The organism is Pseudomonas sp. 7-41, assembly GCF_021233075.1.
Taxonomy (GTDB): domain Bacteria; phylum Pseudomonadota; class Gammaproteobacteria; order Pseudomonadales; family Pseudomonadaceae; genus Aquipseudomonas; species Aquipseudomonas veronii.
The window spans coordinates 5,532,918-5,550,428 of record NZ_CP089551.1; the positions used below are offsets into that span (position 1 = coordinate 5,532,918).

At 61.9% G+C, this 17,511-nt stretch carries 16 protein-coding genes; 9 read left to right on the forward strand and 7 right to left on the reverse strand.

What is annotated here, in order from left to right; all coding sequences use genetic code 11:
* Positions 1 to 8: 8 nt before the first annotated feature.
* The 4 genes from LQ249_RS25115 (at position 9) to LQ249_RS25130 (ending at position 6,157) form a co-directional block, all read left to right on the forward strand.
* Positions 9 to 2,573 (forward strand): TonB-dependent receptor, encoded by a 2,565-nt coding sequence (locus LQ249_RS25115; protein WP_232565964.1) that lies wholly within the window; start codon positions 9 to 11, stop codon positions 2,571 to 2,573.
* Between the two features lie 140 nt (positions 2,574 to 2,713).
* Positions 2,714 to 3,322 carry a biliverdin-producing heme oxygenase gene (locus LQ249_RS25120; RefSeq protein WP_128191967.1) on the forward strand — a complete coding sequence of 203 codons (609 nt, stop codon included), beginning with the start codon at positions 2,714 to 2,716 and terminating at the stop codon, positions 3,320 to 3,322.
* Positions 3,323 to 3,481: 159 nt separating this feature from the next.
* Positions 3,482 to 3,883 (forward strand): YbaN family protein, encoded by a 402-nt coding sequence (locus LQ249_RS25125; RefSeq protein WP_057004547.1) that lies wholly within the window; start codon positions 3,482 to 3,484, stop codon positions 3,881 to 3,883.
* A 135-nt stretch (positions 3,884 to 4,018) separates the two neighbouring features.
* Positions 4,019 to 6,157: a methyl-accepting chemotaxis protein gene (locus LQ249_RS25130; RefSeq protein ID WP_177029681.1), complete on the forward strand. Its 2,139-nt coding sequence runs from the start codon at positions 4,019 to 4,021 to the stop codon at positions 6,155 to 6,157.
* Here the strand turns inward: LQ249_RS25130 and LQ249_RS25135 are convergent.
* Both LQ249_RS25135 and LQ249_RS25140 read right to left on the reverse strand, forming a co-directional pair.
* Positions 6,121 to 6,366, reverse strand: a complete 246-nt coding sequence (locus LQ249_RS25135; RefSeq protein ID WP_232565965.1) for a hypothetical protein — start codon at positions 6,364 to 6,366, stop codon at positions 6,121 to 6,123. The two genes, LQ249_RS25130 and LQ249_RS25135, sit on opposite strands and share 37 nt — an antisense overlap.
* Positions 6,341 to 6,904 (reverse strand): NAD(P)H nitroreductase, encoded by a 564-nt coding sequence (locus LQ249_RS25140; protein ID WP_017846101.1) that lies wholly within the window; start codon positions 6,902 to 6,904, stop codon positions 6,341 to 6,343. The genes LQ249_RS25135 and LQ249_RS25140 overlap by 26 nt, the downstream gene beginning before the upstream one ends.
* A 140-nt stretch (positions 6,905 to 7,044) precedes the next feature.
* On the opposite strand from LQ249_RS25140, the gene LQ249_RS25145 reads away from it, so the two are divergent.
* From LQ249_RS25145 to LQ249_RS25155, 3 genes are read left to right on the forward strand one after another with little or no spacing between them, the layout of a single operon-like run.
* Positions 7,045 to 8,472: a di-heme oxidoreductase family protein gene (locus LQ249_RS25145; protein WP_126588776.1), complete on the forward strand. Its 1,428-nt coding sequence runs from the start codon at positions 7,045 to 7,047 to the stop codon at positions 8,470 to 8,472.
* A 31-nt stretch (positions 8,473 to 8,503) separates the two neighbouring features.
* Positions 8,504 to 9,568, forward strand: a complete 1,065-nt coding sequence (locus LQ249_RS25150; RefSeq protein ID WP_057004550.1) for an imelysin family protein — start codon at positions 8,504 to 8,506, stop codon at positions 9,566 to 9,568.
* Positions 9,569 to 9,570: 2 nt separating this feature from the next.
* The gene (locus LQ249_RS25155) at positions 9,571 to 10,668 is read left to right on the forward strand and encodes a DUF1513 domain-containing protein (protein ID WP_057004551.1); all 1,098 of its coding nucleotides are present in this window, start codon (positions 9,571 to 9,573) and stop codon (positions 10,666 to 10,668) included.
* Positions 10,669 to 10,765: 97 nt separating this feature from the next.
* Here the strand turns inward: LQ249_RS25155 and LQ249_RS25160 are convergent, their stop codons facing one another.
* The 5 genes from LQ249_RS25160 to colR form a co-directional block, all read right to left on the reverse strand.
* Positions 10,766 to 10,993 (reverse strand): hypothetical protein, encoded by a 228-nt coding sequence (locus LQ249_RS25160; RefSeq protein WP_057004552.1) that lies wholly within the window; start codon positions 10,991 to 10,993, stop codon positions 10,766 to 10,768.
* Entirely contained in the window at positions 10,990 to 11,709 is a 720-nt protein-coding gene (locus LQ249_RS25165; protein ID WP_057004553.1) for a lipopolysaccharide kinase InaA family protein, read from the reverse strand. The genes LQ249_RS25160 and LQ249_RS25165 overlap by 4 nt, the downstream gene beginning before the upstream one ends.
* A gap of 4 nt (positions 11,710 to 11,713) precedes the next feature.
* The gene (locus tag LQ249_RS25170) at positions 11,714 to 12,394 is read right to left on the reverse strand and encodes a class I SAM-dependent methyltransferase (protein ID WP_057004554.1); all 681 of its coding nucleotides are present in this window, start codon (positions 12,392 to 12,394) and stop codon (positions 11,714 to 11,716) included.
* Positions 12,395 to 12,581: 187 nt separating this feature from the next.
* Positions 12,582 to 13,862 (reverse strand): sensor histidine kinase, encoded by a 1,281-nt coding sequence (locus LQ249_RS25175; protein WP_057004555.1) that lies wholly within the window; start codon positions 13,860 to 13,862, stop codon positions 12,582 to 12,584.
* The gene (colR, locus tag LQ249_RS25180; RefSeq protein WP_046382217.1) at positions 13,852 to 14,535 is read right to left on the reverse strand and encodes a two-component system response regulator ColR; all 684 of its coding nucleotides are present in this window, start codon (positions 14,533 to 14,535) and stop codon (positions 13,852 to 13,854) included. The genes LQ249_RS25175 and colR overlap by 11 nt, the downstream gene beginning before the upstream one ends.
* 203 nt (positions 14,536 to 14,738) lie before the next feature.
* Here colR and LQ249_RS25185 point away from each other — a divergent pair, with 203 nt between their 5' ends.
* Together LQ249_RS25185 and LQ249_RS25190 are read left to right on the forward strand one after the other, a co-directional pair.
* Positions 14,739 to 16,688, forward strand: a complete 1,950-nt coding sequence (locus tag LQ249_RS25185) for an LTA synthase family protein (RefSeq protein ID WP_177029684.1) — start codon at positions 14,739 to 14,741, stop codon at positions 16,686 to 16,688.
* A gap of 50 nt (positions 16,689 to 16,738) precedes the next feature.
* Positions 16,739 to 17,476: a phosphatase PAP2 family protein gene (locus LQ249_RS25190; protein ID WP_057004557.1), complete on the forward strand. Its 738-nt coding sequence runs from the start codon at positions 16,739 to 16,741 to the stop codon at positions 17,474 to 17,476.
* Positions 17,477 to 17,511 lie beyond the last annotated feature (35 nt).

Consider the following 17,511-nt stretch of genomic DNA (forward strand, 5'->3'; position numbering starts at 1 on the left):
CGCTCTCGATGTCCTCTCGTTTCAATCGCCGGTCTTCTTCACCCGTGCTGTCCTTGCTGACCGCCGCCCTCCTGCTGGCCGGTACCCCGCTGACGGTCGCCGCCGCCGAACCGACCGCCCGCAGCCACGGCAACTACAGCTTCAGCATCGAACAGCAGCCACTGGTTTCGGCACTCAATGCCTTCACCGCCGTGACCGGCTGGCAAGTCGGCCTGCCGGCGGAGCTGGGCCAGGGCGTGTCGTCCCCTGGCGTGCGCGGTGCGCTGTCGCCGGAAAAAGCCCTGGAGCGCTTGTTGGTGGGGACCAACCTGGGCTACCGCAAACTCGGCAACAGCAACATCGTCCTGGAAAAGCGCGCTGCCGGCGGTGTCCTCAACCTGCAACAGGTGACCATCAGCGCCACCCGTAACGAGCAGGACGTCAACAGCGTACCGAACACCGTCAGCGTGCATGATCGCCAAACGCTGGACCGCCAGAACGTCAACACGATCCGCGAGCTGGTGCGTTACGAGCCCGGCGTCTCGGTCGGTGGCGCCGGCACCCGTGCCGGCAATGCGGGCTACAACATTCGCGGTATCGACGGCGACCGCATCCTCACCCAGGTCGATGGCGTGGAAGTGCCGGACAACTTCTTCAACGGCCCCTACGCCAAGACCCGTCGCAACTACGTCGACCCGGAAATCGTCAAGCGCGTGGAAATCCTGCGCGGCCCGGCGTCGGCCCTGTACGGCAGCAGCGCCATCGGCGGCGCGGTGAGCTATTTCACCCTCGACCCGGACGACATCATCAAGCCCGGCCAGGACGTCGGCGCCCGCCTCAAGACCGGCTACAGCTCCGCCGACGAGAGCTGGCTGACCTCCGCCACCGTCGCCGGTCGCGTACAGGACGTCGACGGTTTGCTGCACCTGAGCCAGCGCAACGGCCATGAAACCGAAGCCTACGACGGCAACAATGCCACCGGCCTGGCCCGCACCGGCGCCAACCCCGAGGAGGCGCGCACCACCAACGTGTTGGCCAAACTGGGCTGGAACTATGGCGATGACAACCGTCTGGGCCTGACTTACGAGAAGTACAAGGACGATCGCGACGTCAACCTGAAGAATGCCGTGGGTGGCCCGTTCGTCGGTGGTCAAGGTTTCAATCTCTACCGTGATCGCCGAGGCAACGACACCATCACCCGCGAACGTTTCGGCCTGGAAAACACCTTCGCCCTCGACTCGCCCGTGACCGATCGCATCAAGACCAGTCTCAATTACCAGATCGCCAAGACCGACCAGAGCACCGCAGAAATCTACCAGGCCGGCCGTCGGGTATTGCGCACCCGCGACACGCTTTATGAAGAAAAACAGTGGGTATTCGATGCCCAGCTGGACAAGGCATTCAGCCTCGGCGAAACCGATCACCAAGTGACCTACGGCACCACGCTCAAGCAGCAGAAAGTCACCGGCTCCCGCGAGGGCGCGGCCACTTGCCTTGCCGTCGGCGCCGGTTGCACAGCCATTGGCGCGCCCAGCCCAACGGCCAGCGACAGCGTGAAGAAGGCCAGCGACTTCCCCGACCCGACCATCAACACCTATTCGTTGTTTGCCCAGGACCAGATCGCCTGGGACAAATGGACCTTCCTGCCCAGCCTGCGTTATGACTACACCCAGCTCAAACCCAAGCTGACTCAAGCGTTCCTCAGTACCGTCAACCCAACCGGCCAATACCCGGTGAGCGACAAGGAAAAAACCTGGCACCGTGTCACCCCCAAGTTTGGCCTGACGTATGCCCTGACCGATCACTACACCCTGTTTGGCCAATACGCCGAAGGCTTCCGCACCCCCTCGGCCAAGGCGCTGTACGGACGCTTCGAAAACCTGAACCTGGGCTACACCGTCGAGCCCAACCCCGACCTCAAGCCGGAAACCAGCAAAGGCATCGAAACCGGGATTCGCGGCAAGTTCGCCGCAGGCTCCTTCGACATCGCGGTGTTTTACAACAAGTACCGCGACTTTATCGACGAAGACAACGCGGTCGTCGGCGGCACCGTCGAACAGTTCCAGGCCGTCAATATCAAGCGCGCAACCATCAAGGGTGCGGAAGCCAAGGGCCGCTTGAACCTCGACGCCTTCGGGGCGCCTCAGGGCCTGTATACCCAGGGGTCGATTGCCTACGCCTACGGGCGCAACGACGACAGCGGCGAGCCGCTGAACAGCGTCAACCCACTCAAAGGCGTATTCGGTCTGGGTTACGAACAGGACAACTACGGTGGCCTGCTGAGCTGGACCCTGGTGAAGAAACAAGACCGTGTCGACAGCAAGACCTTCTTCGCGCCCGACGGCGACAGCGCCAACGGCCCGTTCAAGACCCCAGGCTTCGGCATCCTCGACCTGACCGGCTTCTATAAAGTCACCCACGACGTGACCCTCAACGCCGGCCTCTACAACCTGACCGACAAGAAGTACTGGAACTGGGATGACGTGCGCAGCTACGACAGCGTCGGCGAAGCCGGTGTCACCGGCCCGGCCAACCTCGACCGCCTGACCCAGCCCGGTCGCAACTTTGCGATCAATGTGATCTGGGACATCTGATCAATCCGCCTCGCCTCGCCGGAATCAATCACCGGCGAGGTGAGGATTTTTTACTGTGCCGCGTCTTCTTGTTCGTCTAGTTACTAACCGCCCAGCCATGCCTCAGGGCAACACGGCGCTCCCTTCACAAGGACTTTGTCATGACCGCTTCGCCTTCCGCAGAACGCCCAAGCCTGCGCTCCCAGCGCCTGAACCAGATCACCAGCGAGCCGCACACCCGGCTCGATGCGCTGGTCAAGGCGCACGCGCCGTTTGAAACCCAGCCCAACTTCGCGCGCTTCGTGGTGGCGCAGTACCTGTTCCAATCGGAACTGGTGGCGCTGTACAACGATGCCGCGCTGATCAAGATCGTCCCCGACCTGGCCGAGCGCTGCCGCGCCGACGCCGCCAGACTGGACCTGGCCGACCTGGACACTGACGTGCCGGCCGCCGTCCCCGGCGCCGTGCAGAACCCGAACCAAGCCGAAGCCCTGGGCTGGTTGTTCGTCTCCGAAGGCTCCAAGCTGGGCGCGGCGTTCCTGATCAAGCGCGCCGTGGCCCTGGGCCTGAGCGAAACCTTCGGCGCCCGCCACCTCGGCGAGCCGGCCGGCGGCCGCGCCGACGGCTGGAAGCGCTTCACCCGCACCCTCGACGGCCTGGAATTCAGCGCCGAAGAAGAAGCCGATGTGGAAAAAGGTGCGCTCAATGCGTTTATGCGCTTCACGGTGTTGCTCGAACAGGCATACGCTACCGCCCCTGAGCTGGCCTGATATTCGATTGAAATGCGTATTCGGTGGGAGGGGCGGTGCGACGTTTCGACTTGCTCCCGATAGGGATGGGTCAGCCATGAAAGTGGTGGCTGACACGCCCCCCCACACTTGGATCTCATGCCAAGCTGAATAATTGTTTTCCCCGACTTGCACACACCCATGACCGGCAAATCCCCATCCACCTCGAGAATCGCCCGGCTCCTCTTCGGCCTGCTGGCCTACGTCAGCCTGGGTATCGGGTTGGTGGCGATTGTCGTGCCGGGTTTGCCCACCACCGAATTCATCCTGCTGGCTGCCTGGGCCGCCACCAAAAGCTCGCCGCGCCTCAGCGCCTGGCTGGAAAACCACCGCCTGTTCGGGCCGATCCTGTTCAACTGGCGCAACGGCAAGATCATTGCGCGCCGCGCCAAAATCAGCGCCACCGTCAGCATGCTGCTCTGTGCCCTACTGATGCTGCTGACGCTCGATCACGGCTGGCCGATCTACCTGACCATCGCCGGAATGAGCCTGGGCAACCTGTGGATATGGTCCCGCCCGGAACGGCTTGCACGCCCCGTATAACGCGGGATGTAGGCGTTTTCCTACCGTTCATCGCCTCCCTCTCATGAAACCCCTGGCTACGCCGATGCTCCGGATAAGGCGCCGAATGGACTTGGCCCGGCTCGCATACCAACAAGCCCATCCGTGAGTGAACCTATGTTCGATACCCTCTCCATCCGCTTGAAAATCGTGCTGCTGTCCGGCCTCTGCCTGCTGGGAGTGATTGCGCTGGTGGTCGGCATGAATATTTACAATACCGCGCAGAACAATGCGCTGGTCAGCGACTCAAGCTCACGGATGCTCACCGACAGTGTGCAACAACTGCTGCAAGCCAAGGCTGCCGAACAGGCGGTACAACTGCAGCGAACCTTCGGCGACAGCCTGGTGGCGCTGACCGCCCTCGCCGACCAGGTCAAAGACCTGCGCACCCTGGCCGCCAAGCGCTCCCTCGAACCCGGCGCGCTGCGTGAAGAACTCAACCAGAGCCTGAAAACCGCGTTTGAACGCAACAGCAAGGTGCTGGGGATCTGGATGTCGTTCGAACCCAATGCGCTGGATGGCAAGGACAGTGAGTTTGTCGACGACAAGGCGCGTGTCTCCAACGATAAAGGCCGTTTCTCCAGCTACTGGAGCCGCGCCGGCGGCGAAGGCTTGAACACCATCATGGTCGAAGAGGACCTGAATAAAACCACCCTCAACCTCAACGGCACCCCCTACAACATCTGGTACACCTGCCCACGGGACACCCGTCGCGCTTGCCTGCTGGACCCGTATGAAGACACGGTGGGCGGCAAGCTTGTACTGATGACCACCATCGCCCTGCCGTTGCTGGTGGACGGCAAACTCATCGGCGTCCTGGGCGTCGACATTGCCCTCAATGCCTTGCAAGCCAGCACCGATGCCGCGCAGAAAGACCTGTTCAACGGTATGGCGCAGTTGGAGATTCTCTCCAGCACCGGTTTGATCGCCGCCTACAGTGGCGAACCGGCCAAGGTCGGCAAGAACCTGATCGACACCCTGGGCGCCGAAGGCAAAGAGATCGTGCAACTGCTGGGCAGCGACAACCGCACGATTCTCGAACAGGACAACACCATCCGCGCGGTGTACCCGGTCAAACCGCTTGCCGACGCCAAGTCCTGGGGCATAGTGATCAAGCTGCCCAAGGCGGTACTGCTGGCCGACAACGTCAAGCTGCAAGCCGTACTCGACAAGGCCCAGGCCAGCGGCACGCTCAAGGCCTTGCTGGTCGCGGCCGTCGCCGCATTGCTCGGCCTGCTGCTGGTCTGGCTGACCGCCACCGGCGTGACCCGGCCGATCAACAGCGTGGCCGCCATGCTCAAGGACATCGCCAGCGGCGACGGCGACCTCACCCAGCGCCTGGCCTACTCCAAGAAAGACGAGCTGGGCGAACTGGTGACCTGGTTCAACCGTTTCCTCGACAAGCTGCAACCGACCATCGCGCAGATCAAGCAAAGCATCAGCGAAGCCCGTGGCACGGCGGACCAGTCTTCGGCCATTGCACGCCAGACCAGCGAAGGCATGCAGGTGCAGTTCCGCGAGATCGACCAGGTGGCCACGGCGTCCAATGAAATGAGCGCCACCGCCCATGACGTCGCCAACAGCGCCTCCAACGCCGCCAGCGCGGCGCGCGGGGCCGATCAGTCGGCACGCGAAGGCATGTCGATCATCGAGCAGAGCACCCGCGATATCACCACCCTCGCCGACGAAGTCAGCAAGGCCGTAAGCGAAGTCGAAGCACTGGCCGTCAACAGCGAGCAGATCGGTTCAGTGCTGGAAGTGATTCGCAGCATTGCCGAGCAGACCAACCTGCTGGCGCTCAACGCTGCCATCGAAGCGGCACGCGCCGGGGAAAGCGGGCGCGGGTTTGCGGTAGTGGCCGACGAAGTACGCAACCTGGCCAAGCGCACCCAGGATTCGGTGGAGGAAATCCGCCAGGTGATCGAACGCATCCAGAGCGGCACCCGTGGCGTGGTGGCGACCATGCATTCGAGCCAACAGCAGGCCCAGAGCAATGCCGGACAGATCCATCAGGCCGTGCAGGCGTTGGGCAAGATCAGCGACGCGGTGACGGTGATCAGCGACATGAACCTGCAGATCGCCAGCGCCGCCGAACAACAGAGCGCAGTGGCCGAAGAGGTCAACCGCAATGTGTCGGCGATCCGCACCGTGACCGAAACCCTCACCGGCCAGGCCACGGAATCGGCGGCAATCAGCAGCCAACTCAATGCACTGGCGACTCAACAGATGACGTTGATGGACCAGTTCAGGGTGTAAACAACACTGTAGGAGCGAGCTTGCTCGCGAAGAACGTCAACGATCACGCGTGCATCCTGGATGAACGCGGTGTCCTTGAGTTTTTCGCTGTAGGAGCGAGCTTGCTCGCGAAGAACGTCAACGATCACGCGTGCATCCTGGATGAACGCGGTGTCCTTGAGTTTTTCGCGAGCAAGCTCGCTCCTACAGGCCGGTCCAGGCCGTGACAAACGCCGCTACATCCTCTTTCGGCGCGGTACGCGGCGGGTTCTGCGGGGTGCCCAGGTAGAGGAAGCCAATGACTTCCTCGCCCTCTTTCAGTCCCAGCCCCTTGGCCACATGGGCCGAGTAGGACAAGTCCCCGGTGCGCCACACCGCGCCAATCCCCTGGGCGTAGGCCGCCAGCAGGATGCCATGGGCGGCACAAGCCGCCGCCAGCAACTGCTCGGATTTCGGCACCTTGAAGTGTTCCTGCAGGCGGGCAATCACCACTACGACCAGCGGCGCGCGCAACGGGCCGTTCTGGGCCTTGTCGAGGACGGCCTGCGGCGCGTCGGGGTCTTGCAGGCGGGCGGCTTCGACCAGCAACGTGCCCATCTGCTCACGGGCCGCGCCTTCCACGGTGAGGAACCGCCAAGGACGCAACTGGCCGTGGTCGGGCGCACGCATGGCCGCGGCGAACAGCACATCACGCTGCTCCTGGGTCGGTGCCGGTTCCAGCAGGCGCGGCACGGAAACACGGTTGAGCAAAGCGTCGAGAGCCTGCATTGGCCACCTCCAGAAAAAAATGTGCGGTCATTCTAGCGGGAATGGACCGGGATGCCATCAAACGATAATTGCTCTTATTCAAACCGCCCCGCCCTGTTAGACTTTGCGACCTTATTTTCCGCCTTTGCTCAGGAAACTCGATGCTCCGTTCGCTTCTTCGCCTGTCTGCAGGACTGATGGCCATGAGCCTGGTTGCCTGCGACGACGCCCCCCGGTTTACCCAGGCTGAGCCGGGGGAAGCGCGGGCCGGCGGGGCAACGACGGTGAACAAACACGGCCAGAACGCCTTTTCCCTGCCCTCGGCCAACCTGTCGCCAACCCGCCGCCTGGATTTCAGCGTCGGCAACAGTTTCTTTCGCAGCCCCTGGGTGATCGCGCCTTCCACCACCACCGCGCGCGACGGCCTGGGGCCGCTGTTCAACACCAATGCCTGCCAGAACTGCCATATCAAGGACGGCCGTGGCCACCCGCCGCTGGCCGACGCGCAGAACGCCGTGTCGATGCTGGTGCGCCTGTCGATCCCGGATGCGCCGCCATATGCCAAGCTCATCGAGCAACTCGGCGTAGTGCCCGAGCCGGTCTACGGCGGGCAGTTGCAGGACATGGCCGTACCCGGCGTGACGCCGGAGGGCAAGGTGCGGGTCGACTACACGCCGGTCAACGTCACGTTCACGGACGGCAGCGTCGTCGAACTGCGCAAGCCCAACCTGCAGATCACCCAACTCGGTTACGGCCCGATGCACCCGGACACGCGCTTCTCCGCACGCATCGCCCCGCCGATGATCGGCCTGGGCCTGCTCGAAGCGATTGCCGACGCGGATATCTTGCGCAACACCGACCCGAAGACCGCCGACAAAGACGCCATCGTCGGCCGCGCGAACTGGGTCTGGGATGACGCCCGGCAAAAAACCGTGCTCGGACGCTTCGGCTGGAAAGCCGGGCAACCCAACCTCAATCAACAGAACGTTCACGCGTTTTCGGGGGATATGGGCCTCACCACGTCGCTGAGACCGTTCGATGACTGCACCGACGCCCAGGTCGCCTGCAAACAGGCGCCCAACGGCAATGGCCCCGATGGCGAGCCGGAAGTCAGCGATAACATCCTGCGCCTGGTGCTGTTCTATACCCGCAACCTGGCGGTGCCCGTGCGCCGCGACGTCGACGCACCACAGGTGCTGGCCGGGAAGAACCTGTTCTACCAGGCCGGTTGCCAGGGGTGTCACACGCCGTCGTTCACCACGGCGGCCAATGCTGCCGAACCTGAACTGGCCAACCAGGTGATTCGCCCCTACAGCGACCTGCTGTTGCATGACATGGGCGACGGCCTGGCCGACCACCGCACCGAATTCAAGGCCAGTGGCCGCGACTGGCGCACGTCGCCGTTGTGGGGCATCGGCCTGACGCAAACCGTCAGTGGCCACACCCAGTTCTTGCATGACGGCCGCGCCCGCAACCTGCTGGAAGCCGTGCTCTGGCACGGCGGTGAAGCACAAGCGGCGCAGCAGCATGTGTTGTCCTTCAATGCCGAGCAGCGCGCTGCACTGCTGGCGTTCCTGAACTCTTTATAAGCTTCGCCCCACTTACAGAAGGGAGCTCGACATGTTCCGTCCCAAGTTGTTGTTCACCAGCCTGGCCGCCCTCGCGCTCGGTGCCTGCTCGCCGCAAGACCCGCAAGCGGTGACCTCGGCCGCCATCGCCAAGCAAGTGATCTTGCCGACCTACAGCCGCTGGGTGGAAGCCGACCGTCAACTGGCCGTCAGCGCCCTGGCGTACTGCCAGGGCAAGGAAAGCCTGGACACCGCTCGCGCCGACTTCCTTCACGCCCAAAAAGCCTGGGCCGAACTGCAACCGCTGCTGATCGGCCCGCTGGCCGAGGGTAACCGTTCGTGGCAGGTGCAGTTCTGGCCGGACAAGAAAAACCTGGTGGGTCGTCAGGTCGAGCAACTGGTCGCCGCCCAGCCGCAGATCGATGCGGCCGCCCTGGCCAAATCCAGCGTGGTGGTGCAAGGCCTGTCGGCCTATGAATACATCCTCTACGACGCCAAGACCGATATCGCCGACGCCGCGCAGAAAGCCCGCTACTGCCCGCTGCTGACGGCCATCGGCGAGCGCCAGAAAGCCCTGGCCGAAGAGATCCTGGCCAGTTGGAACAGCACCGACGGCATGCTCGCGCAGATGAGCAAGTTTCCCAACCAGCGCTACGCTGATTCCCACGAGGCCATTGCCGACCTGCTGCGCGTACAAGTGACCGCACTGGACACCCTGAAGAAAAAACTCGGCACGCCGATGGGCCGCCAGACCAAGGGCATCCCGCAGCCGTTCCAGGCCGATGCATGGCGCAGCCAGTCGTCCCTGCGAAGCCTGGAAGCCAGCCTTGCCGCGGCCCAGACCGTGTGGGTCGGCGTCGACAACAAAGGCCTGCGTGGCTTGTTGCCGGCCGATCAAAAGGCCCTGGCCGAGAAGATCGACGCCGCCTATGCCGCGTCCCTGAAACTGTTCGCCAGCAACCAGCGCACCCTCAACGAATTGCTCGCCGATGACGCCGGACGCCAGCAGCTCAACGATCTCTACGACAGTCTCAACGTCGTCCACCGCCTGCACGAAGGCGAGCTGGCCAAGGCGCTGGGCATCCAACTGGGCTTCAACGCCAACGACGGTGACTGATGATGCTCAGGCGACAGGCTTTGGCCATTGGCAGCGCGTTGCTCGGCGCACTCACGCTGGGCGGCTGGACGTTGTTCAAGCAGAAAGACAAGGGCCCGCTGCTGCTGTCGGCGCGGGATGATGCAGACGGCAAACACTATGCTGTCGGTTATCGCCTGGACGGCCAGCGGGTGTTCGCCACCCAGGTCGGCCAGCGCTGCCACGACATCATCAACCACCCGACGCTGCCGATCGCGCTGTTTGTCGCCCGTCGCCCAGGCACCGAGAGTTACCTGATCGACCTGCGTGATGGCGCGCTGCTGCAAACCATCACCGCGAATGCAAACCGCCACTTCTATGGCCACGCGGTAATCCATAAAAGTGGCGACTGGCTGTACGCCACCGAAAACGACACCTCCGATCCGGGCCGTGGCCTGCTCGGGGTGTACCGGTTCGAAGGCGAACGGCTGGTGCACAGCGGCGAGATTTCCACCCATGGCATCGGCCCGCACCAGGTGGCGTGGATGCCCGACGGCGAAACCCTGGTGGTGGCCAACGGCGGCATCCGCACCGAAGCCGAAAGCCGCGTGGAAATGAACCTCAACGCCATGGAACCGAGCCTGGTGCTGATGCAACGCGACGGCAGCCTGATCAGCAAGGAAACCCTCGGCCAGCAGATGAACAGCGTGCGCCATATGGGCATCGCCAGCGATGGCACCATCCTTACCGGGCAGCAGTTCATGGGGCCGTCCCAGGAGCGCTCCGAGTTGCTCGCGATCAAGCGGCCGGGGCAGCCATTCATGGCGTTTGCAGTGGCCGACGAGCAGCTACAGGCGATGGCGCACTACACCGCCAGCGTCGCGGTACACAGCGAATTGCGCCTGGTCGCGTTGACCGCACCGCGCGGTAACCGCTTGTTTATCTGGCACATGGACAGTGGCGAGCTGCGCCTGGATGGGCCGTTGCCGGACTGTGCGGGCGTGGGTGCGGTGGCGGATGGGTTTGTCGTGACCTCCGGCCAGGGGCGCTGCCGGTTCTATGACTGCCGCCAGGCACAGCTGAGCGCAACACCGTTGGAATTGCCGGCCGGGCTTTGGGATAACCATCTGCATCTGGTCTGACGGTCAGGCTCGGCCAACGCTGCGCCCGACGGCCAAATCGCCGGCGAAAAAAAAGGGCCTCGTTTCACAAGGCCCTTTTTGGGTGGTTTCGATCGTTTCAACTTTGTGGCCCCATCCCTCGAGACATCCCGAACATGAACAACAGCAGGTCATGATCGGGCTTGACCGTCGCACTCGCCTTGGCGATGCGCGGCAGCAGGCATTGCCCGCTGCCTTGCACCGCACTGAGGACCTGTGTCCGAGGCTGTTCCCATGCAGCCAGGGCCAGGGCAGCAATGCCCAACGCCCCGACCAGAAACAGACCTCGAGCTATTTCTAGCTTCATTTGGTTAAACCCTTGATAGCGCTGCCAAACGCCGTCTCGTAAAAGTAGCTGAGTTTTGCCCAGTCGCCATCGCTCCACGACGAATGGCGGCGCAGTTGCAGCATGTCATGGGAGGCGGCTCGATAAGCGGTCAGGCGCTGGCGGCATTTCTCGAAGTCCAGCAGCGCGACTTCCACGTTGGCCGAGTCGGGCTCACCCGTGACGCGCACAAAGATATGCTTGATGTACAAGCAACCGTGTTGCCAGCGACCTTTGTGCATGCGCGCCAATGTCGCCGCCACCTCTTTGAGTACACGCTCGTGTACCGCTTCGCCGTACTGTTCACGGCCACCGGCGGCGTACCATTTTTCGATTTCGTCGAAACCGTCCAGCGAAGCCGTCACCAACAATGCTTTCCATTGGTGTTGCGGATCACGACGCGCCTCGCAGAACACCATCTCCGGTACCCGTACATTCAGCGCGCGCAGGCCTTTGAGAGCATCCCGTTCGCGCAACACCGTCGGGCGCCCAAACGGATGCAGCAAACTGCGGTAGATATGCCCGGTCTGACGTTTGCTGTAGAGCAAACGCCCGGTGGGGCCCATCACACGCTGCACGCCACTTTCACCGCCACGCCGACGATTAGGCTCTTCGACCCACTCGCCCTGCTGGCGCCAGAAATACTCAAATCGCTCTTCGGGAGCTACATGACTGCCTGCTACGCACTCAACTGCCATCCTGTTACCTCTTGCGCAATACGTATACCCGCCACATGGCGTAGAACGGAATAAAGTCCAGGGACTCCTGAACTCGGAAACCGGCCTGCTCAAACTCTGCCTCGACAGTAGCAGCCGGTAACACGAACCGGTTTTGGTAACCTTCCTGCTCACCTTTCCTACGACGTTTTACTTCAGCACGCTTGCGTTTCCAGGCCTTGAAGTTGCCATCCACCCACAGCGAGATGATCACGCTGTCGCGGGTAACACGATGAAACTCCTGCAATATCGCCAAGCGGTGCTCAGGCTCACCAATGTGGTGCATCAGGCGCATGCAGAAGATGCTGTCGACCGCGTTATCAGGCAAATCGATATCAAAGGCGGATGTCTGCAAAGGGCGTACCCGTTTGACCACATCCGCTGGCTGGGCGACCATCGCGACCTTCAACATCGACTCCGAATTATCGGCGCCGATGATCACCCGGTTGGGTTTTTCCGCCAGCAACGGCCAGAAACGCCCCGCCCCGCAAGGCAAGTCCAAGACCAGGCCAGGTTCACCGGCCATGGCCAGCGCACCGCGCGCCAACTGCTCGTCACGTTTGTGGGACAGCCGGCGAGCTAAATTATCCTGATGTTTGAGCAAATAATTCTGTGCATGCTCTTCGTCGTACTTATCGGAAAATTCGAGCTTGATCGGGGTAGGCATCTTACGTCTCCGTTTACTGATGCCTACGACCTTAGGTTGCAAACTGTGATCAATAGGTCAACTCGTTGTGAAAAACTTGTCCTGTCCAGACTCATACATTTCAAGACTTTACCGACACGATTGATGGCACAGGGCCATCTTCGACGAATTACACTGATCGTTGCCAGCATAGCGGTAGCACGGCAAGTCAGGGTTTGACTTGGTTCAACTGGACATGAAAGCGGCAACCATTGGGTTCCATGGTGCTCAGGCTGACGCTCCAGCCTTGGTTCTCGCAGATCCGCTGCACCAGCGACAGCCCCAGGCCAAGGCCCTCACCGCGTTTTTCGCTGCCGCGCACGAAGGGCTCGAACATGGCTTCGCGCTTGTCTTCAGGAATGCCGACGCCGGAGTCTTCCACCACAAAACCACTCGGTTCCAGGGTGAGCCGGATAAAGCCCTGCTCGGTGTAATGCAGTGCATTACGCAGCAGATTGCCCATCACCGCATGCAGGAAGGTGGTGTTATAGCGCGTATCCAGGGGGTTGCCCGGCTGGTAGATCAGTTGCAGGCCTTTTTGCTCGATCGGCTCACGCCAGAGGCCGAGCAAATCATCCGCCACCTGGGTGAGGGTTACCCGGGGGGACATGGTGGCGTCGTTGTGTTGGGCGCGTGCCAGCATCAGGAAGGTCTGCACCAGTTCACGCATTTCTTCGCAGGCCCTGGCGATGCGCAGCACCTGGTTGCGCCCACGCTCGTCGATGGCCGGGTTTTCCAGCAGCAGCTCGCAGGAACTGGCCAATACCATCAACGGCGTGCGCAATTCGTGGCTCACATCACTGGTAAACAACTGCTCGCGGGACAGCGCCTGGCGCAGACGGCCCAATGTGGCGTCGAAGGCCACAGCCAGCTCGCCCACTTCATCGGCGGCGTAATCCGGTGCCAGGGGCGGCGCCAGGCCGAGCAACTGGTCACGATGACGCACCTGGCGCGCCAGGCGCACCACCGGTGCCATCACCTTGCGGGCCAGCACCCAGCCGAGGAAGACCGCCAGCGCCAGGCTGAGCACGAAGCCCACCAGCACCACCGCGAACAGCACGCGCTCACGCTCTTCGAAATCGCTCTGATCTTGCAGCAGCACGTAACGCCGACCATCGACCACTTCGACCATGGCGTGGTACGACAACGCCTCGCGGAACACTTCATGAAAACCCGGTTCCAGGTGCCGCAGGTCCTTGGGCAGCTCGAAATCCCCGCGCCCGCCGCTGAAATAGAACAGCTGGTCCGGCTCGGGTCGGTGGCTCCAGTCCTCGACGCTGTCCATCAGCAGCAGGCGCTGCAAGTCGCCGCCCAACCCTGCCGAAATCAGCTTCTCTTCCACCAGATGCACCGTCGCGATGATCCCCATCGCGAAGGCGCCCGCCACCAATGCGCTCATCAAGGCAAAGGCGATGATGATCCGCTGGGCAAGGCTTTGCTTAAACTCCATCACGACCCTCGGCCAGGCGGTAACCCACACCGTGTACCGTTTGCAGCAATGGCTTGGCGAAAGGTTTATCGATCACTTGGCGCAACTGGTGGACGTGACTGCGCAGGCTGTCACTGTCGGGGCAATCATCCCCCCATAGGGCTTCTTCGAGAATTTCCCGACGCAGCACATGGGGACTTTTCTGCATCAACACCGCCAGCAGCTTCAGGCCCACCGGGTTGAGCTTGAGCAGGCGCCCTTCGCGGGTGACTTCCAGGGTATCGAGGTCGTAATGCAGGTCGGCCACCTGCAGGGCACGGCGCCCGCCGCCGTGGGCGCGGCGCAGCACGGCTTCGATGCGCGCGGCCAGTTCCGACAGGGCGAACGGTTTGAGCAAGTAGTCATCGGCCCCGGACTTGAAGCCCTGCAGGCGGTCATCCAACTGATCGCGGGCGGTGAGCATGATCACCGGCGTATCGCGGCGCGCATCTTCGCGCAGGCGCTTGCACAAGGTGTAGCCATCGATGCCAGGCAGCATGATGTCGAGCACGATCAGGTCGTAGTGCTCGGTGGCAGCCAGGTGCAGGCCCGACAAGCCGTCCTGCGCGCAGTCCACGGTGTAACCTTTGAGCCCCAGATAATCGGCCAGATTGGCCAGAATATCGCGGTTGTCTTCAACCAATAAAATTCGCATGGGCAGTGTCTCCGTACTTTCGTGCCAGCCGTGTGTTGGCCCGCGCAGCTTAAGGCCAAGTAGGGCTCAGGGATAGAGCTGAGCGCTAGGCAGATAAACGATTTCAACCGACTAAAGAGTTGAACGAGTTTTTCACTATAGCTTCACAAACTCACTACAGTAGCGGGGTGAACATCGCGCGCATCGATATAAGGAAGCTGTACATGGGTTTTTTCAAAACAGCGCCTATGCGCTATTTGCTATTGGTAACCGGTGCCTGGCTGGTTATTTTCCTGCTCACACGTAGCGTATTGCTCATTACTCACCTGAATGAAGTCGGCGGCAATCTGCTGCCGGTGTTTGGTGTGGGCCTGCTCTATGACCTGGCCTTTCTAGCCTATGCCGCCCTTCCTCTGGGGCTGTACCTGCTGCTGTGCCCGCCCGCGCTGTGGCGTCGCCGCGGCCATCGCTGGTTCCTGCAGGCGGTGCTCACCGTCAGCCTGTTCGCGATGCTGTTCACCTCGGTGGCCGAATGGTTGTTCTGGGATGAGTTCGGCGTGCGCTTCAACTTTATCGCTGTCGACTACCTGGTGTACTCCGACGAAGTACTGAACAACCTGCTGGAATCCTACCCCATCGGCAAGTTGCTCAGTTTGCTGGCGATGCTGGCTGTCGTGCTGAGCCTGGCCCTGCGCAAGCCATTCAATGCGGCAATGAACGCCCCGCTGCCGCCCATGCGCGGCCGTCTGTTGAATGCCTTGGCGCTGTTGGTCGTCGCGGGCCTGAGCCTGCAACTGATCAGCCAGGACAGCCCACGCGCCCAAGGTGGCAATGCCTACAAGAACGAACTGGCGAGCAATGGCCCGTATCAGTTTTTCGCCGCGTTCCGTAACAACGAGCTGGATTACTCACAGTTCTACAAGAGCCTGCCAACCGAAATCGTGGCCAAGCAGTTGCGCGCCGAACTCAGCGAGCCCAATGCGCGCTTCATCGGCCAGGACCCACTGGATATCCGCCGTGCCATCACCCACCCGGGCACGCTGCGCAAACCCAACATCGTGCTGGTGACCATCGAAAGTTTCAGCGCCAAATACATGGGCAGCAATGGCGACGGACGCAACCTCACGCCGAATCTCGACGCCTTGCGTCAACAAAGCCTGTACTTCAACAACTTCTACGCCACCGGCACCCGCACCGACCGTGGCCTGGAGGCGATCACCCTGGCCATCCCACCGACGCCGGGACGCTCCATCGTCAAGCGCATTGGTCGGGAGAGCGGCTTCGCCAGCCTGGGGCAACAACTCACGGCCATCGGTTACGACAGCGTGTTTGTGTATGGCGGGCGCGGTTATTTCGACAACATGAACGCGTTTTTCAGCGGCAACGGTTATCGCGTCGTAGACCAGAGCAGCGTGCCCGAGTCGGAAATTTCGTTCAAGAATGCGTGGGGCATGGCGGACGAGGATCTGTACAAACAGACCCTGAAGCTGGCCGATGCCGACTACGCCAAGCAGCAGCCGTTCTTGCTGCAACTGATGACCACCTCCAACCATCGCCCCTACACCTACCCGGACGGGCGCATCGATATCAAATCCGGCAATGGCCGCGACGGCGCGGTGAAGTATACCGACCATGCCATCGGCCAGTTCCTGGAAGCGGCGCGTCAGAAGCCATGGTTCGATAACACGATCTTCGTCTTCGTCGCCGACCACACCGCCGGCAGTGCAGGCAAGGAAGACCTGCCCATCACCAACTATCAGATTCCACTGTTCATCTATGCGCCGAAGCTGATCGACGCACGGGAATCGGCGCAACTGGCCAGCCAGATAGACCTGGCGCCGACCCTGCTGGGCCTGATCAACCTGAGCTATGAATCGACCTTCTTTGGCCGCGACCTGTTGCAGGACAACCCATTGCCCCCTCGGGTCGTGGTCGGCAACTACCAGCACCTGGGGCTGTTCGACGGCAAAGACCTGGCGATTCTCAGCCCACGCCAGGGCCTGCGTCGCCACGACGAGGCGCTGGGTGAAAGCCAGGAGTTGCGGGTCGGCAGCGATGACCCGCTGATCCTGCGGGCGATCACCTATTACCAGGCCGCCAGTTATGGTTTCAAACAACAACTGCTGAGCTGGAAAGCGCCCAAGGAAGAGGCCCCAGCATTAAGCACGCGCTAACCAAAACGTCCCGTACAGCCAAGTACGGGACTTTTTTATCAGGGTTTACCATGCAATCCCCTCCTGTTGTTCCGGTTTCCAAACCTCTCAATTTCTGGCTGTGCCTGGGCATCCCCGCCGGTGCTGCGCTGCTGATGCTATTGCTGCAGCTGACATCGCTGGACATGGACCTCGCCAAGCAGTTCTACAGCGCTGCGGATGGCGGCTTCATCGGGCGTTACAGCTTCTTCCTCGAAGACATCCTGCATGACCGCGCCAAACAGTTGGTCATCCTGTTCTCGGTGCTGGCCATTCTGGGGTTTGCCGGTACCTTTATCCTCCAGCGCCTCAAGCCGTACCGCCGCGAACTGGGCTGCCTGGTGTTGTCCCTGGGGCTGGCCACGGCGTTCGTCTCGCCATTGAAAACCGTCACCGCCGTGCAATGCCCGTGGAGCCTCAAGGAGTTCGGTGGCCAGGAAACCTACAGCGAACTGCTGAGCCCTCGCCCGCCCACCGATAAACCTGGGCGCTGCTGGCCCGGCGGGCATGCGGCAACCGGGTTCGCCCTGTTCGCCTGGTTCTTTGCGCTACGGGATCGCCGGCCGCGGATGGCACGCAAGGCGTTCATCTTTGCCGTGGCGCTGGGCAGCGTGTTTTCCGTGAGCCGCATGGCGCAGGGCGCGCACTTCTTTTCCCACAACGTGTGGACGGCGATTTTCTGTTGGCTGATCTGCCTGGGGCTGTACTGCCTGATGCTCTATCGGCCATCGAAGGTCAGGGTGTCAGAAGTGCGTGCATTGAATACGTAGACCGGCCAACCACTTCAGTTACCTCCCTCCCTTAT